We start from the raw sequence: 16,452 nt of genomic DNA on the forward strand, positions 1-16,452 counted from the left end.
ACCAGGCCGACGACGCGGGCCGGGAGCACACCAACGTGGTGCACCTGCCGGTGCGCCACGCCGACGCCGTGCGCGCCGACACCGGACCGGCCGCGGCCGACGCCGTCCCGACGGCGCCGGGTAGCGGGGTGGAGAGGGACGCCGCCATCGCGGGGCAGTTGCTCACGCCGGAGGAGTCCGCGGCGCTGGACCGTCGCATCGCGGAGCAGACGGTACGGGCGCGGGCGGGGGAGTTGGTGCGCGTGGTGCGCGCCAACCCGACGGCGGGCAAGGCCGCCAAGGGTGTGCGGGTCGCGGCGCGTGCGGGCTGGACGGTGGCGCAGGGCCACCTGTCGTGGACCCGCCGCGCGGTGCAGGCCCTGACCTACGGGCACGTGCGCGAACAGATCCGCCTCGCCCAGGTCGCCGGGGACTCCGTCGCCCTGGCGGAGTGGACCGACCGGCTCGACGCGTTGAAGAACGGGCGCGCGGAGCGGATGCGCGCCCTGCCCGGCACCCTGTGGGCCGGTCTGAAGGCGTTGATGTTCGCGGTCACGGTCCTGGCCGGTGTGCTGCTGATCTGCGGCGTGGTCATCCAGCTCACCCCCGGCGGGTGGGACTGGGCGAGCTGGTGGGCCATGCTGGGCGACGTCGCCGGGGTGGTCGGCGTGCTGGCCACGATCGCGGTGCAACTGCTGGTGTGGGGCGCGGCCCCGGCGCTGCTGGTCGCGGCGTGGAGGGAAGGGCGCCGGTCGGCGATGGTGCCGCGCTGGCTGGTCTCCGAGACCGAACGCGCCGAGATGGACTCCGAGATCACCCCGGACCTGATCACCAGGGCGCTCGCGCACGTCAAGGTCACCGCCCTGACGACGTTTCTGAAGCAGGGCGGGCAACTGGAGTACCTGGTCCAGCCGCGCGAGCAGGGCGGCGGCACCTACACCCAGATCAAACTCCCGATGGGTGTGGTCGCGGCGGACCTGTTGCCCTCGGGCAAGGTCGAGCTGCTGGCCGGGAACCTCAGCCGGCACAAGCACGAGGTGTGGCCCCAGCGCGACCCGAAGGCCGACGCCCGCGTGCTGGACCTGTGGGTGGCCGACAAGGGCACGATGGACCGCCCCGCGCCGGCGTGGCCGCTGCTGGAGGACGGCGAGTTCGACGTGTTCCGCGACCGGCTGCCGTTCGGCGTGACGATGCGCCAGGAACAGATCGGCGTGGGCATGCTCCAGAAGCACTGGCTGATCGGTGCCACGTCCAAGCAGGGCAAGTCCACCGTGATGCGGCTGATCGCGTTGGGTTTGGCCCTGGACCCCACGGTGGAACTGCTGGTCGCCGACCTCAAAGGCGACGGCGACTGGAAGATGTTCGCCCGCCGCGCCACCCAGTACATCGAGGGCTCCACCGACGAACACGCCGGCCGGACCTGCGACATGCTGGAGTGGGCGGTGGCGGAGATGGAACGCCGCTACCAGGCCAAATCCGATCAGGGTGTCGTCGGCCCGATCTCGCGCGAGCTGTCCCGGCGCAAGGGGTCCGGCTTCCACCCGATCTACGTGTTCGTGGACGAGTGCCAGGTGCTCTACGGCGCGCCCCACCCCATCGGCGGGACCAAGGACGACTCCCGCGCGGTCAAGGCCGCCAAGCGTCTGCACGACCAGGCCCGCGCGGTCAACATCCACCTGTTGCAGGCCACCCAACGCCCCGACGACCGGACGTTGCCCGTCCGCGTCCGCGAAGGCGCGCACGTCCGCTGCGCCCTCAACGTCCCCAACGAGAACACCGCCAAGATGATCCTCGCCGACGCCGTCGACCGCGGCGCACGACCGCAGGACCTTCGCCCCGGCGCGGACGCGGGAACCGTCGTGGCCACCGGCGAAGTCGAGGACATCCCCGCCGGTCAGGCGTTCGTCATCACCCGCACCCACTACGTGTCCACAAAGGACGCCTATCGGGTCGTCGACCGCGCCATGTCCATCCTCGCCCGCTACGGCCGCACCGTCGAACCCGCCACCGACACCACCGAACCCGCCGCCCCCGTCGACCACCTGGCCGACATCGAACACGCCATGCGCGACGAACCCCGCACCCGCACCACCGTGGTCCTGGCCCGCCTGATCGAGGACAACCCGGCCGTCTACGAGACCTGGAACGCCGAACGCCTCGCGGAGGAACTGCGCCGCTGGGAGATCCCCGTCGTCAAGAGCAGCAACAAGGTCATCAAAGCCGAAGACGTCCAGAACGCCATCACTCGCCGTGACAACGGCGAGTTGCCCGCCGGGAACGACGACACCACCGAGTAACCCTCAAAACCCGGCGCGGACCCTACGGGACACCCCACGGGACCCAGCCCCGCCCACGGGACTTGTCCCGCAGGGGGTCCCGTACCCGAGTCCCACGCACTACCAGCGTGAACACCCCGCGCGGGACTCTGGGACCGCACCTCCGACACCAGCGGAAACCCTCTCCACGGCCGCGTCCGGCCACTCCGCACCGGGTCCCACACCGCGTCTCGCACCACCGCGCCGGCACCACGCACCACCGCCCGCGCGTCACCCCCGCACACCCACACACCGTCACACACAGTCACGAAAGAGGTCTTGTCATGGGCAAGCCCGTCGCGCACATCGGCACCCGCTCGTGGTGGAACGGCCGGATCGCCACCCTGTGCGGCCGCACCATCCCCGACGGCGACCGCGTCTGGTTCCCGACCCTGTCCGGCTACACCGTCTGCCCCGCCTGCAAAGCCGCCCAGCGCGGCCGATGACAGCCCACATGCGACACACCACCGGCCGAAAACCCCACCACGGCAAGGGGACGTGACATGTGCAGAGCAGGCGGACGCCGCTGCGACGGCAGCCGACACACCAGCCGAGCCACCCAGACCACCCGCAAACAGGTCTCCCGCGCCCGAAAAGCCCTACAGCAGGCCAAAGCCAGCGGAGACCAGGACGCCATCGACGCCGCGCGACAGCGACTCGCCGACGCCCGCGCCGCACACCAGGAAGCCAAAAACACCATGCACCACAACGAAACCCCAGACCAGACGGGGGACGTGACCCCGCCCGCCGACGAACCCGCCCCGTCGCCCCGTGTCACCGCGTTCATCGACATGCTGCAAGGCCTCGACGCCCGCCCCGGCCGCCGGCCGGCCGGCGCGGGCGCTCCCGACCGCAACCACCCCGCCGTGCGCTTCGGCCTCGTCCCACCGCCAACCGCCACCGCAGGTCGACACAGGGACGTGACCCCGGCCGCCGACGAGCCGACCCGCACCGCACGCGACGACGACGCACCCCGACCCCGCACCGACCACCGGCACGAGCACACCGGGCACGACGACCGGCCGCGTGACACCGCCGCCGCGCCGACGGACTTCACCATCGTCAACACCAACGTGGCCGCGCCGGGCGCCCACGTCGGCAGCCAACACGACGTCCTCGGCGACCCGGCCGGGGTGGACGCACAGGACGTCGCCGACCGCATCCGACACGCGGCCGAACGCGTGCAGCGCGCCACCAGCCAGGCCAAGCACGAGGGCCGACAGCCGAGCGGGCCGCGCACCACCCACAACGTCGCGTCCGGCAACGACCACATCGACCAACAGGTCGGCTTCCGGTTCGGCGACGTCCACCACCACAACGACTAGCGCCCACAGGGCCGGTCGCGCCGGGGACGTGACCAACCACCGTCCCCGGCGCGCCCACCACCCCCACCAACCACCACCTCTCTTTCTCTGGAGTTGAAAGCAAACCCGCAAACCCGCAGGGGACGTGGTGGAAGGTGCTTGACCTGCGTGAATCGTGGGCGGGTTTGGGTGCGGGTTTGGCGGACGCGGCGGGTTTGAAAGCCGCGTCAAACCCGCCGCACCGCACCACGACGACGCGGCCCTACTAGCCCTCGCGCGGGGCTAGTAGGGCATGTCGTCCCCGTTCCGGGGCTCACCACACGCCCCCGTCACCTGGTGTTCGTCCGTGGCTCGTCGCCGCGGCTGATCGGAGAGGACCGTCGTCATGACCACAACCCGGCCCACCGCCGCCGACGTGGCGCTGTGGGTGGCCGACCGGCACGCCTGGCACGTGCTGCCGTTGCACCCCGGCACCAAACGCCCGCTGGCCGGCTGCCCGGACTGCCGGGGCGGCGGCGGCCACACCGCCGCGCAGTGTCCGTGCCTGGCCCGCGGGGACGGCGCGCTGTGCCACGGCGTGTGGGCCGCCACCGCCGACACCACGGTGATCTGCCGCTGGGCGGCGCGCTGGCGCACGACGGTGTGGGCGGTCCACCTCGGCGTGTCCGAGCTGCTGGCGATCGATCTCGACGCGCACGGCGGCACCCCGCCCGCCCAGCCACTCAACGGCGTGCCGTGGCCTGAGGGCAACGTGCCGCCGGCGGACGGGATCGACACCTTCGCCACGCTGGCCAGCCTGCGCGGCCGGGCGTTCGACCTGGACACCCTGGCCACCCAGACCCCCTCGGGTGGGCTGCACCTGATCTACACCGCCGAGCCGGGCCGGTGGAAGTCCACCAGCGGCCGTGTCCGCGACGGTGAGGACGTCGTGACGAGCGGGCTGGGCTGGCAGATCGACATCAAGGCCTACGGCGGCTACGTCGTGCTGCCCGGCTCCACCACCCCCGTCGGCACCTACCGGCGCGCCTCCACCACCCTCACCCCGGCCACGCTGCCCGACTGGCTCGCCGACGACCTCGTGCGCACGGGCCACGACCGCCACGCCACCCCGACACCGATCCGGCCCACACCGGCGCCGGTGACGGTCACCGCCCGAGGCGGGGACCGCCACGCCCGTTACGCCGTCGCCGCGCTGCGGTCCGCGTGCGCCGAACTCGCCGCCATGCCGCCCGACTCCGGGCGCAACCGCAAGCTGTTCCGCTCCACCAGCCGCCTGGCCGGGATGGCCGCGGCCGGGTGGATCGACCGGGCGCAGGTGGAGACCGCGCTCGCCGACGCCGCCCGCGCCGCCGGGCTGCCCGCCGGGGAGATCCGCTACGCCCTCGCCTCCGGGTTCGCCCGACCCCGCACGCCCACCGAACACCCCGCCGCATGACCACCACCGGACGCGCCCACCGCGCCGCCGAAGGGAGGACCGTCGCATGACCACCGCCGCCGAACCCGCCGACGTCACCGACACCGACGTCGACGCCGTCGACCCGGACGTCACCGCCGACGGAACCGTTCCCGCCGACCGGCCGCCCATCCGCATCGGCGGGGAAGCCGAGACCATCCGCACCCTCACCACCGCCGTGGCCGCCGGCACGTTGCCCGACGTGTTCGTCGCCGGAGGGCAGCTCGTGCACCTGTCGCGCGTCTCCGGCCCCGCCGTCGCCGACCACGCCACCGGGCAGCCGTCGACCCTGCCCGTGCAGGCCGACCCGCTCACCGCCTCCGCCCTGGCGTTCCTGCTGGCCCACCACACCTACGTCCACAGGCTGAAGAAGGACCGGGAGACAGGCGAGTGGACGGAAGTGGAGGCCAGCCCCACGAAGACCGCGCTGTCGGCGGTGCTGTCCTCCCGCTACTGGCCCGGCGTCCGGCCCCTCAACGGCGTCGTCGGCTCACCGGTGCTGCGCCCGGACGGAACGCTCATCCAGACCGCCGGCTACGACCCCGCCACCGGCCTCTACTACGCCCCCACGGCGCCCATGCCGCCCGTTCCGACCCACCCCACCACACAGGAGGTCGCCGACGCCAAGACCTTCCTGCTCGACCGGCTGCTGTGCGACTTCCCGTTCGTCGCGCCCGCCGACCGCGCCAACCACCTGGCGCTACTGCTGGCCCCGATCCTGCGGCCCTACCTCGGCTGCCTCACCCCGTTCGGCCTGATCTCCGCCACCACCCAGTCCAGCGGCAAAACCCTGCTCGCCGAAATCCCCGGCTACATCTACGGCTGCAAAAACCTCGTCTGGCGCAAAGGCGACGACAGCGAGTTGGAAAAGTCCATCACCAGCGCCCTGCACAGCTCCTCACCGATCATGCTGTGGGACAACATCGCCGAGGGAACCATCGTGTCCTCCGCCGTGCTCGCCCAACTGCTCACCTCACCACAATGGTCCGCCCGGATGCTCGGCTCCTCCGGCGCGGGATTCACCGCCACCAACAACCGGTTGTGGCTGGCCACCGGCAACAACATCCGACTTGGCGGAGACATGGCCACCCGCACCGTTCTTGTCCGACTCGACCCCAACGACCCGCACCCCGACCAACGCGACCAGGCCGCCTTCGGCATCCCCCACCTCGACAACTGGCTCAAAAACCCCACCAACCGCGTCACCGTGCTCCGACACCTCCTGATCCTCGTCATGGACTGGATCAACGCCGGGGCACCCCGATCCGGTCACACCATGCGTCAATTCACCACCTGGGCGGGAGCGTCCGGCGGACTGCTCGCCCACCACGGCATCGACGGATTCCTCGACAACCTCACCGAAATGCGCGAAGCCGACGACGAAGACGCCGAATGGGTCGCCTTCCTCGCCCGCTGGCACGAACTCAACCACGACCGCCGCATCACCAGCCGACAACTACGCCAACAAGCCGAAATCGACATCGTCAACAACCAACCTGTCGACCACTGGGAAGGAGCGTTCCTCACCGACGACCAAGGACGAACCCCCTCCACCAAATCCATCGGCCGCATCCTCACCGGCCACATCGGCCGCTGGCACGGCGACTACGTCATCCGCTCCGCAATGGACACCCACGCCAAAGCCCGCGTCTTCTGGGTCGAAACCCGCACCACCGACCACGTCGACCAGGCCGAACCCGACCAGACACCGGCCGAGCAAGCCGACCTCTGGCAATAGCCCAACCGGCCCACCCAACCCCACCGACCCCGCCCACGCGGGTTTGACCGACCCACCCGCGGCTTTGAGGCGGGTTTGGCCAGCACGCAAACCCGCTCCCCATCACCGCAGGTCACAGCCCTTACGAGGGCTGCATGGCGGGTTTGCGGGTTTGACACCCCGCACCCCGCACCTACAAGCCGAAGCTCGCGTCGCCGACGCCAAGCCACAGGACAACCCAGGGGTGATGCCGCATGCCCGAAATCCCGCTCAACCATCAGTCGCGCTGCTGGGCTGAGACACCGACTCCACTCAACGTCTCACCGGAGGTGGAAGCATGACTACGAAGAACACCGCCGCGATTCTCGCCTTGGTGGCGCAGTTGACGACGCTGCTTGCCGAAGATCAGGCGAGACCACAGGACGTTTCGAGCACCGAGCCGAAGGCCGCGCCGACACGGTCGAACCGTGTTCTTCTCACGGCTGAGGAAGCGGCGGAAAGGTTGGGAGTGGGCCGCACGACGATGTATCGACTCATCGGTTCTGGCGAAATCGAGTCGGTGCAGATCGGCCGCCTACGGCGAATTCCCGTCACGGCGGTGGACGCCTACGCGCGGAAGCTCCTGCAAAACACGGACGCAGCTTAAAGGAAGGCGCAGTATGCCCCGCACGAAGACAACGCGCCAACCGAACGGCACGTCGAGCGTCTACTACGGTAAGGACGGTTACTGGCACGGCCGTGTCACGGTCGGAACAAAAGACGACGGGACGCCGGATCGCCGTCATGTCATGCGCAAGAACGAGGCGGAGGTTCGCGACAAGGTTCGTGAACTGGAGAACCAGCGGGACAACGGCGAGATTCGCCAGGCTGGCGCGAAGCGTTGGCGAGTGAGCGAGTGGTTGACCCACTGGGTCGAGAACATCGCCGCGCCGAGCGTCCGCTACAAGACACTTGAAGGCTATCGGACTGCCGTCTACAAACACGTGGTTCCGGCCCTCGGACAGCGATGGATGGACCAGACCGAAGCCGAGCACATCGAGAAGCTGTACGCGAAGATGCTGCGAAGCGGCGACTTTAAGCCCGGAACAGTGCACCAGGTGCACCGCACAGCAAGAACGGCCTGGAGAGAAGCGAAGAAGCGCAAGGTGATCCGGGACAACCCGTTCGATCTCGTGAAAGCTCCGCGACTCGAAGAGGAGGAGATCGAGCCGTTCGAGCCCGAGGAAGTTCAAGCACTCATGACGGCGGCACTCGCCAGGCGCAACGGAGTCAGGTTCATCCTGGCGCTGTCGCTGGGCACGAGGAAGGGGGAGTCGCTGGGGTTCCGGTGGTCGCGGCTCAACACCACGACCAAAGTTCTGCGAGTCAGCAAGCAACGGCAACGGCAGACGTACGAGCACGGCTGCGCTGACCCAGCGGCCTGCGTAGCCAACCGCCACAAGACGAAGCCGTGCCCGGTCTCGTGCAAGAAGCACAAGACCTGTCCGCCACCCTGCCCGGCCGGCTGCGTGAAGCATGCGCGGTACTGCCCGGAGCGCATCGGGGGAGTGCTCGAAGTCGAAGTGAAGTCGAGCAAGGGACGGCGCGGAATCCGGCTGCCCGACCAGCTATTCGAGCTGCTAATGAGCCACAAGGAGACGCAAGACAAGGAGAGGGAAGCCGCTGGCGACCTGTGGCACGGCGACGACTGGATGTTCACCCAACCCAACGGCAAGCCACTGGACCCGCGGGCCGACCACGACGAATGGAAGCGGCTCCTCGCGGGCGCCGGTGTGCGGGACGCCCGGCTGCACGACGCGCGGCACACCGCGGCGACGGTTCTCTTGCTGTTGGGGGTACCGCAACGGGCGGTGATGGACTTCATGGGCTGGTCGAACACCAAGGTCGCCGAACGGTACATGCACGTCACCGCCGCGATGCGCGACGACATCGCGCATCGGCTGAGCGGGTTCTTGTGGACCCGCGAATGAGACTGTGAATGAGACTGGACGGGACAAGGGCGGCTCACCGACTCGTGAGCCGCCCTTGTTTTTGCTGGTCAACCTGCGGAAGCGGAGGGATTTGAACCCCCGGACGGTTGCCCGTCTCCCGCTTTCAAGGCGGGTGCATTCGGCCGCTCTGCCACGCTTCCCGGCGCGCCGGAGCAGATTACCCGTCCAGCCCCCGCAGGTGGGTGATGACCCGGTCGAAGACCTTGGCCACGACCTCCTGCTCGTCACGCGTCAGCAGGTCGATCATGTGCTCCCGCACGCCCTCGACGTGGGTCGGCGCCGAGCGCTCCAGCAACGCCATGCCCTCGTCGGTCAGCTCCGCGAACACGCCGCGCCCGTCCTCCGGGCACTCACGCCGCCGCAGCAGCCCTTCCCGCTCCATCCGCGCCACCTGGTGCGACACCCGGCTCTTGGACGACGCCACCTCGTCCGCCAACTGCGACATCCGCATCCGCCGCCCGCGCTGCTCGGACAACCGCACGAGCACCTCGTAGTCGGCCAGCGACACCCCGTGCCCGTCTTGCAGCTCGCGGTGCAGTCGGTCGGCGAGCATGGACGCACCGACCACGTAGTTGCGCCAGGCGCGCATCTCCCCATCGTCGAGCCAACGCGGCTCCTGCTCAGTCACCCCACCAGGCTATGCCGCACATCTCCGTTAACGGACGATCCACGTGCATGTCTGGTGCCGGTCGCATCCGGAAGGCAAACTCCTGCGCCGTACCGCGTCCCTCCTACCGGGGGCGCCGCAGGGAGGAACCCACCCCATGACCTCGTTCAGACGCACCGCGCAGCGCTCCGCCGCGCTCGCGGTGACCGCGGCGGCAGCGCTGGCGGTCACGCTCGTGCAGAACCCCGCCTCCGCCGACGACAAGCCGGCCCGCACGCTCGACGTCCGCCTGATCGGCATCAACGACCTGCACGGCAACATCGAGCCGCCGTCCGGTTCCTCGGGCCGCGTCACGCTGTCCGACGGCACCCAGGTCGAGGCGGGCGGCGCGGCGTTCAACGCCACGCACATCAGGAACCTCCAGGCCCAGGTGAAGAACTCGGTCATCGTCGGCCAGGGCGACCTGATCGGCGCGTCGCCGATCGTCTCCGCGCTGTTCCACGACGAGCCGACGATCGAGGTCCTGAACCACGTCGGCATGGACACGACGGCGGCGGGCAACCACGAGTTCGACGAGGGCTACCAGGAGCTGCTGCGGATGCAGCGCGGCGGCTGCCACCCGACGGACGGCTGCCAGTTCCGCGAGACGTACGAGGGCGCGGACTTCCCGATCCTCGGCGCCAACGTGACGCTCGCCGCGAACGGCCGGCCCGCGCTGCCGCCGTTCTGGGTGGAGTTCCGCGACGGCATGCCGATCGGCTTCATCGGCATGCCGCTGAAGGACGTGCCGATCCTGGTCGACCCGAACGGGATCAAGGAGCTCCAGTTCGGCGACGAGGTCGCGGCCGCCAACCGGTACGCGGACATGCTGAACTGGCTGGGCGTGAAGTCGATCGTCCTGCTGATCCACCAGGGCGACAACACCGCGGGCGGCGGCCCGGACGAGTGCCGCACCGTCGCGGGCGGCCCCGGCCGCCGGATCGCCGAGCAGGTCAGCCCGAAGATCGACGCGGTGTTCTCCGGCCACAGCCACCAGCACTACAACTGCACGGTCACCGACCCGGCGGGCAACCCGCGCCCGTTCATCGAGGGCCTGGCGTTCGGCCGGGAGCTGTCCGTCGTCGACCTCAAGATCGACCGCCGCACGCGTGACGTGGTCCGGTCCGCCACCGTGGCCCGCAACCACGTGGTGACGCGCGACGTCGCGCCGGACCCCGAGGTGCAGTCGATCATCGACCTGGCGAAGTCGAAGTCGGGCCCGATCGCGAACCGCAAGATCGGCACGATCGCGCAGGACATCGTGCGGGCGCAGAACCCGGCGGGCGAGTCGCCGCTCGGCTACCTCATCGCCGACTCGCAGCTCGCCGCCACCGAGGACAACGGCGCGGTCCTCGCGCTGATGAACCCCGGCGGCGTGCGCGCCGACCTGGCCTACGCCTCCTCCCCGGCGGGCGAGGGCGACGGCGTGGTGACCTACGGCGAGGCGTTCACCGTGCAGCCGTTCGGCAACATCCTCCAGACGGTGACCCTGACCGGCGCGCAGATCAAGGCGGCGCTGGAGCAGCAGTGGCAGATCGTCAACGGCGCGCAGCGGCAGATCATCCTGCAGCCGTCGAAGGGCCTGTCCTACAAGTGGTCGGCGTCCGCGCCGATCGGCTCGAAGGTGTCGGACGTCGTCCTGAACGGCGCGCCGCTGGACCCGGCCGCGAGCTACCGCGTCACGATCAACAGCTTCCTGCAGGGCGGCGGTGACGGCTTCAGCGTCTTCACCGGCGGCACCGACATCACCGGTGGCGGCATCGACCTGGACGGCTTCACCGCCTACCTGGCCGCGAACCCGAACACGGTCCCGCCGGCGCTCGGGCGCATCGCCACCACCCCGTGAGGCAGTCCGCGAGGCTCACCCCGTGACGGGCGAGGTGGGCGGGCTCTCCCGGCCCGCCCACCGCGCCCGCGCGGCATCCGCTCACGTCACGTCACCTTCCCGGGTGACGGGGCCACCGAGCCGGATGAATCGCATTTCACCAGTTCAGGGACTTCTGCTCCGGTTGTGCATCGCGCCGATCAGGCGCATGCTCGAAGCAGGACCTGCCACCGGCGGAACCCGAGCTGACCCGCCGGCGGCACGCCCGGAAGGGGTAGGTGGTGCGGTGCAGGTAAGTCCTCGCGGTGACGATCCGCGTTCGTCGAACCGCAACCCCGCGGGCGGAGCGGTCAGGAGACCGGCCCGGTCGTGAACGCGAGCGGTTCCGACGAGGTTTCGAGCGCACGGCGCCAACGGTGCCATCGTCGCGCTTGACGCTGTTGACCTCGGGAGTCTGAGGTGTCGTCTCCACCGTCGGCACCGACCGCGGTCCACGCCACCTCGTCACGAACGTTTTCGTCGCCTCCACATGGGAAATCCCGGGTGCGGTGCCCCGACGTCGGGTCCCGCACCCGGGGCTTGTCTTTGTCCGGCTTTCTGTGTGGGCCCTGGTTGGAGGACGCGCGGTGCAGTTCAACGAGAACGCGGAGCTCGACACGTCACAGGTCACCGACCAGCGTGGCGTCGGAGGTCGAGTCGCCCTGGGTGGTGGCGGGTTGGGCATCGTCGGCCTGATCCTGTACTTCGTCCTGTCGCAGCTCGGCGGCACCGGGCAGCTCCCGTCCGGCTCCGGGTTCAGCGACGTCGGCCAGGACCAGCAGGTCGGGTCTGAGGCGATCAAGGAGAAGTGCCGGACCGGCGCGGACGCGAACCGCGAGTCCGACTGCCGGGCGGTGGCGTTCATCAACTCGATCCAGGCCTACTGGACCGACCAGTTCGCCCGCTCCGGGCGCACCTACCAGCCGGCGCAGACGAACTTCTTCTCCGGCGGCGTGCAGACCCGGTGCGGCAACGCGACGTCCGCGGTCGGGCCGTTCTACTGCCCGGCGGACGGCCAGGTCTACATCGACCTCGGGTTCTTCCAGGAGATGCAGCAGAAGTTCGGCGCGACCGGCGGGCCGTTCGTCGAGGCGTACATCCTGGCCCACGAGTACGGGCACCACGTGCAGAACCTGCTGGGCACGTCGGACCGGGTCAGCTCGCGGTCGGGCCCGAAGTCGGACTCGGTGCGGCTGGAGCTGCAGGCCGACTGCTACGCGGGCGCCTGGGCCAACCACGCGCAGAGCGTGCCGACGGCGTCCGGCCAGCCGCTGATCACCGGCGTGACGCAGGACGACGTGAACGCGGCGCTCGACGCGGCGGCGCGGATCGGCGACGACTTCATCCAGGGCGAGCTGGGCGGCGGCCACATCGACACGACCCAGTTCACGCACGGCACGTCGGCGCAGCGCCAGAAGTGGTACACGACGGGCTTCGACACCGGCGACCCGGCGCGCTGCAACACGTTCGACACCGACAACCTCGGCTGACACCCGACAACCTCGGCTGACGCCCGACAACCTCGGCTGACACCCGACAACCTCGGCTGACGCCCGACAACCTCGGCTGACACCCGGCAGCACCGGCTCGCGCAGCCCTCAGGTGACACGCGACGACCAGGCCTGACGCGACCCCCGCGTCAGGCCTGGTCCGTCAAGCGACACCATCGGCCTGAACGGGATCGTCTGGCACCCCGCCGGGTTCGTGCTCGCCGTCCGCTACGACACCGGCGCGCTGCTCAAGGTCGCCCGTGACGGCCGGATCTCCGAAGTCGCCCTCGATCGGCCCCTGGTCGGCGGCGACGGCATGGACCTGCGCCCGGACGGCACGCTCGCCGTCGTCACCAACGCCCTCGGCGCGCCCGGCGAGGCCGCCGTCAGCGTGCTGCGGTCGGCCGACGGCTGGCGCACCGCCCGCACCGCGCACCGCGCCGCGCCGTGGGCCGACGACGAGCCGACCACGATCACCCGCACGCCCCACGGCAGCTACGTCGTGGACGGCGACCTGGGCACGCTGGTCACGGGCACCGGGTTGTCCGACCGGTACTCGTTGCGCGAGTTCGAGCACGCCCCGGCGCGCTGACCCGCGGGGCGGGGCGCGGTGTCGCGCGGACCACACCGCGTCCCGCCCGGCAGAGTGTTAGCGTCGCTAACCAACTGCGAGACCAGGGGGTGGCCGTGACGACGCTGGAGGCGATCGTCGTCGTCCTGGCCGGTGTGTTCGCCGGTGGGATCAACACCGTCGTGGGCTCCGGCACCCTGGTGACGTTCCCGGTGCTGCTCGCCGTGGGCTACCCGCCGGTCGTGGCGAACGTCTCCAACAGCCTCGGCCTCGTGCCCGGCTCGCTCAGCGGCGCGTGGGGCTACCGCCGCGAGCTGACGGGCCAGGCGAGCCGGGTCAAGCGGCTGCTGCCCGCGTCCGTGCTCGGCGCCGTGGTCGGCGCGATCCTGCTGGTGGTGCTGCCGGAGGACGCGTTCTCCGCGATCGTCCCGGTGCTGATCGCCATCGCGCTCGTGCTCGTCGTCGCCCAGCCGTGGCTGAACCGCAAGCTCGCCGAACGGGAGCGGCACGAGCACGGCGGGCTGTCGCTGTGGATCGGCGTGTTCCTCGCGGGCATCTACGGCGGCTACTTCGGCGCGGCCCAGGGCGTACTGGTGATGGGCCTCATGGGCGTGCTGATGAGCGAGCACATCCAGCGCATGAACGCCTTGAAGAACGTGCTGACGGCGTTCGTGAACCTGGTCGCGGGCGTGCTGTTCATCTTCATCGCCGACGTGGCCTGGCTCGCCGTGCTGCTGCTGGCGGTCGGCTCGGTCGTCGGCGGCCAGCTCGGCGCGAAGATCGGCCGCCGACTCCCACCCGCCGTGCTGCGCGCGGTGATCGTGCTGGTGGGAGTCGTGGCCATCGTCCAGATGCTGACCCGCTGAGCCGTTGACCTGTTGAGCCCCTGAAGCTCTGCGGCTCCGGGCCGGGCCGCCCTACCCGCTGAAGGACTTGGCGGCGGCCAGGAACGCGTCGTTCTCCTCGGGCTCGCCGATCGTGACGCGCGCGCCGTCGCCGACGAACGCCCGCACCACCACCTTGTGCGACAGGCAGTGCTCGTTGAACGCGGCCGTCCGCTCACCCAGCGGCAGCCACACGAAGTTCGCCTGCGACACCGGCACCTCGAACCCGGCCGCGAGCAGCTCCTCGCGCACCCGTGCCCGCTCGGCCACGATCGCCCGGCACCGCTCCATCAGCTCCGCCTCGGCGTCCAGCGACGCCAGCGCCGCCACCTGCGCCAGCGCGTTCACGCTGAACGGCACGTAGACCTTGCGCAGCGTCTCGGCCACGGCGGGCGAGGCCACCGCGTACCCGACGCGCAGCCCGGCCAGCCCGTACGCCTTCGAGAACGTGCGCAGGACGGCCACGTTGTCGCGGCCCGCCGCCCACTGCGCCTTCGCCAGCTCGACGCCGTCCGGCACGTCGGGGTCGTCCACGAACTCCTTGTACGCCTCGTCGATCACCACGAGCACGTCCGACGGCACCCGCTCGATGAACCGCTCGATCTCGGCGCGGGTGAGCGCCGTCCCGGTCGGGTTGTTCGGGTTGCACACGAACACCAGCCGGGTGTTCGGGGTGATCGCGGCGGCCATCGCGTCGAGGTCCAGCGCGTGACCCCCGGTCAGCGGCACCCGTGCCTGCCGCGCGCCGACGACCGCGGTGATGATCGGGTACGCCTCGAACGAGCGCCACGCGAACACCACCTCGTCGGCGTCGGTGCAGGTGGCCTGCACCAACTGCTGGCACAACGTCACCGAGCCGCAGCCGACGGCCAGCTGCTCGGCGGGCACGCCCAGTTTCTCGCCGAGCCGCGCCACCAGTTGGGTGGCGGCGGTGTCCGGGTAGCGGTTCACGGCGGTGGCCGCGTCCGCGATCGCCCGCACCACGCTGGGCAGCGGTCCGGCCGACACCTCGTTGCTGGCCAGCTTGATCGCGCCGGGGATGGTCCTGCCGGGCACGTATCCGGGCAAAGCGACGAGGTCGGCGCGGGTTCGCACGGTCATCCAAGGGCTCCCTTCGGGGTTCTGAGCTGGACGTTAGCCCGTGAAAGGGCCGGATGGGGCATACCTGCCGTACCGATGCTCACGTTGACTCCCGTTCACCCCCACGTGGAAGGGTTGGGCCATGACACCTACCCGCACCGAGACGCTCTCCCTCACCGACGGCCGGGAGCTGAGGCTCACCGTCGCCGAGCCGGAGAACGCCGTCCGCGGCGGCCTGGTCGTGCTGCACGAGGCGCGTGGCGTGACCGACACCGTGCGCGGTCTGGTGGGCTCGCTCGCGGCCGAGGGGTGGCTCGCGGTCGCGCCGCACCTGTACGACGAGGTGTCCGGCGACGAGGCCCCGGCCATGGTGAGCGGGCTGTCCGGCGACGCCGTGCTGGCCGACACCGACGTCGCGTTCGTCTGGCTGGGCCAGCAGGGCGTGAGCCAGGACCGCATGGGCGTCATGGGGTTCGACCTGGGCGGATCGGTCGCGATGGTGGTTGCGGCAAGCCGAACCATCGGCGCTGCGGTCACCGTCGGCGGTGGCGGCATCCTCGACCCGCTGGCCGACGGGCTGCCGTCGCTGGTGGAGGTGGCGGAGGAGCTGACCTGCCCGTGGCTCGGCCTGTACGGCGACGACGACGCCGAGATCCCGTTCAGCGACGTGGAGAAGCTGCGCGACGCGGCGGCGGCCGCACCCGTGGCGACCGACGTGGTCCGGTTCGCCCGCACGAGCCACCGGTTCGACACCACGCCCGAGGCGAGCGCGGAAGCCTGGCAGCGGGCGTTGAACTGGTTCGACTCACATCTTCGCTAAGCCTCTGGTCGGCGGCTTGGAACCGAACCGGCCACCGGGTACATCTAAGGAGGGCGTCCGGAGAGCCTGATTCGGTCGACGTCGGCTAACGCGCGGTGGGCCTGCGGCGAATCGCAGTGCAGGGGGTATGTGATGAGCGACGGGTACACGGTCCCATTCGCGGGTTCGGAGACGGTGCGGATCCCGCCCGGCTTCACGCCGTCCGCGGCGGCGCAACCCGTCGTGGGCGGCGGTGTGCCGTCGACCGACCCGGCGTACCCCGCGTACCCCGGCGCCGCCGTCCCGTCCCTGTCGGTGCCGCCCGTGCCCCCGGTGCCCCCGGTGCCGCCACCCGCGCC

General features: G+C 70.6%; 15 protein-coding genes and 1 tRNA gene. 12 read left to right on the forward strand and 4 right to left on the reverse strand.

The annotated features are described in order from the left end of the window. Together ACFQ3T_RS25280 and ACFQ3T_RS25285 are read left to right on the forward strand one after the other, a co-directional pair. Nucleotides 1-2,276: P-loop NTPase family protein (locus ACFQ3T_RS25280; protein WP_380726568.1), on the forward strand; the 2,276-nt coding region annotated here is incomplete at its 5' end. A 302-nt stretch (nt 2,277-2,578) separates the two neighbouring features. Beyond that, nucleotides 2,579-2,740, forward strand: coding sequence for a hypothetical protein (locus tag ACFQ3T_RS25285; RefSeq protein ID WP_380726570.1), 162 nt, complete (start codon nt 2,579-2,581; stop codon nt 2,738-2,740). 153 nt (nt 2,741-2,893) lie between these two features. Here ACFQ3T_RS25285 and ACFQ3T_RS25290 read toward each other — a convergent pair whose 3' ends face one another. Further along, the gene (locus ACFQ3T_RS25290) at nt 2,894-3,208 is read right to left on the reverse strand and encodes a hypothetical protein (protein ID WP_380726572.1); all 315 of its coding nucleotides are present in this window, start codon (nt 3,206-3,208) and stop codon (nt 2,894-2,896) included. A gap of 6 nt (nt 3,209-3,214) precedes the next feature. Here ACFQ3T_RS25290 and ACFQ3T_RS25295 point away from each other — a divergent pair, with 6 nt between their 5' ends. The 5 genes from ACFQ3T_RS25295 (at nt 3,215) to ACFQ3T_RS25315 (ending at nt 8,738) form a co-directional block, all read left to right on the forward strand. Further along, nucleotides 3,215-3,619, forward strand: a complete 405-nt coding sequence (locus tag ACFQ3T_RS25295; RefSeq protein ID WP_380726574.1) for a hypothetical protein — start codon at nt 3,215-3,217, stop codon at nt 3,617-3,619. Between the two features lie 364 nt (nt 3,620-3,983). Continuing rightward, nucleotides 3,984-5,033 carry a bifunctional DNA primase/polymerase gene (locus ACFQ3T_RS25300; RefSeq protein WP_380726575.1) on the forward strand — a complete coding sequence of 350 codons (1,050 nt, stop codon included), beginning with the start codon at nt 3,984-3,986 and terminating at the stop codon, nt 5,031-5,033. Nucleotides 5,034-5,079: 46 nt separating this feature from the next. Continuing rightward, nucleotides 5,080-6,789, forward strand: a complete 1,710-nt coding sequence (locus tag ACFQ3T_RS25305; RefSeq protein ID WP_380726577.1) for a hypothetical protein — start codon at nt 5,080-5,082, stop codon at nt 6,787-6,789. Between the two features lie 316 nt (nt 6,790-7,105). Beyond that, nucleotides 7,106-7,414, forward strand: a complete 309-nt coding sequence (locus tag ACFQ3T_RS25310) for a helix-turn-helix domain-containing protein (RefSeq protein WP_380726579.1) — start codon at nt 7,106-7,108, stop codon at nt 7,412-7,414. Between the two features lie 13 nt (nt 7,415-7,427). Continuing rightward, nucleotides 7,428-8,738 carry a tyrosine-type recombinase/integrase gene (locus ACFQ3T_RS25315; protein WP_380726581.1) on the forward strand — a complete coding sequence of 437 codons (1,311 nt, stop codon included), beginning with the start codon at nt 7,428-7,430 and terminating at the stop codon, nt 8,736-8,738. 76 nt (nt 8,739-8,814) lie between these two features. On the opposite strand, the gene ACFQ3T_RS25320 is transcribed toward ACFQ3T_RS25315, so the two are convergent. Together ACFQ3T_RS25320 and ACFQ3T_RS25325 are read right to left on the reverse strand one after the other, a co-directional pair. Continuing rightward, a tRNA-Ser gene (locus ACFQ3T_RS25320) sits at nt 8,815-8,899 on the reverse strand. Nucleotides 8,900-8,916: 17 nt separating this feature from the next. Then, nucleotides 8,917-9,387, reverse strand: coding sequence for a MarR family winged helix-turn-helix transcriptional regulator (locus tag ACFQ3T_RS25325; protein WP_380726583.1), 471 nt, complete (start codon nt 9,385-9,387; stop codon nt 8,917-8,919). 136 nt (nt 9,388-9,523) lie between these two features. Here ACFQ3T_RS25325 and ACFQ3T_RS25330 point away from each other — a divergent pair, with 136 nt between their 5' ends. The 4 genes from ACFQ3T_RS25330 to ACFQ3T_RS25345 all read left to right on the forward strand — a co-directional run bounded on the left by ACFQ3T_RS25330 (nt 9,524) and on the right by ACFQ3T_RS25345 (nt 14,196). Beyond that, nucleotides 9,524-11,251 (forward strand): bifunctional metallophosphatase/5'-nucleotidase, encoded by a 1,728-nt coding sequence (locus tag ACFQ3T_RS25330; RefSeq protein ID WP_380726585.1) that lies wholly within the window; start codon nt 9,524-9,526, stop codon nt 11,249-11,251. Nucleotides 11,252-11,856: 605 nt separating this feature from the next. Further along, nucleotides 11,857-12,759: a KPN_02809 family neutral zinc metallopeptidase gene (gene ypfJ / locus ACFQ3T_RS25335; protein ID WP_380726587.1), complete on the forward strand. Its 903-nt coding sequence runs from the start codon at nt 11,857-11,859 to the stop codon at nt 12,757-12,759. A gap of 214 nt (nt 12,760-12,973) precedes the next feature. Then, nucleotides 12,974-13,351 (forward strand): hypothetical protein, encoded by a 378-nt coding sequence (locus tag ACFQ3T_RS25340; protein WP_380726589.1) that lies wholly within the window; start codon nt 12,974-12,976, stop codon nt 13,349-13,351. 95 nt (nt 13,352-13,446) lie between these two features. Further along, nucleotides 13,447-14,196, forward strand: coding sequence for a sulfite exporter TauE/SafE family protein (locus ACFQ3T_RS25345; RefSeq protein WP_380726591.1), 750 nt, complete (start codon nt 13,447-13,449; stop codon nt 14,194-14,196). Nucleotides 14,197-14,247: 51 nt separating this feature from the next. Here ACFQ3T_RS25345 and hisC read toward each other — a convergent pair whose 3' ends face one another. Further along, entirely contained in the window at nt 14,248-15,315 is a 1,068-nt protein-coding gene (hisC, locus tag ACFQ3T_RS25350; protein ID WP_380726593.1) for a histidinol-phosphate transaminase, read from the reverse strand. Nucleotides 15,316-15,436: 121 nt separating this feature from the next. Here hisC and ACFQ3T_RS25355 point away from each other — a divergent pair, with 121 nt between their 5' ends. Then, nucleotides 15,437-16,114, forward strand: a complete 678-nt coding sequence (locus ACFQ3T_RS25355; RefSeq protein ID WP_380726594.1) for a dienelactone hydrolase family protein — start codon at nt 15,437-15,439, stop codon at nt 16,112-16,114. The last annotated feature ends 338 nt before the right edge of the window (nt 16,115-16,452 follow it).

This window comes from Saccharothrix hoggarensis (genome assembly GCF_042678885.1).
GTDB classification, from domain to species: Bacteria; Actinomycetota; Actinomycetes; order Mycobacteriales; family Pseudonocardiaceae; genus Actinosynnema; species Actinosynnema hoggarensis.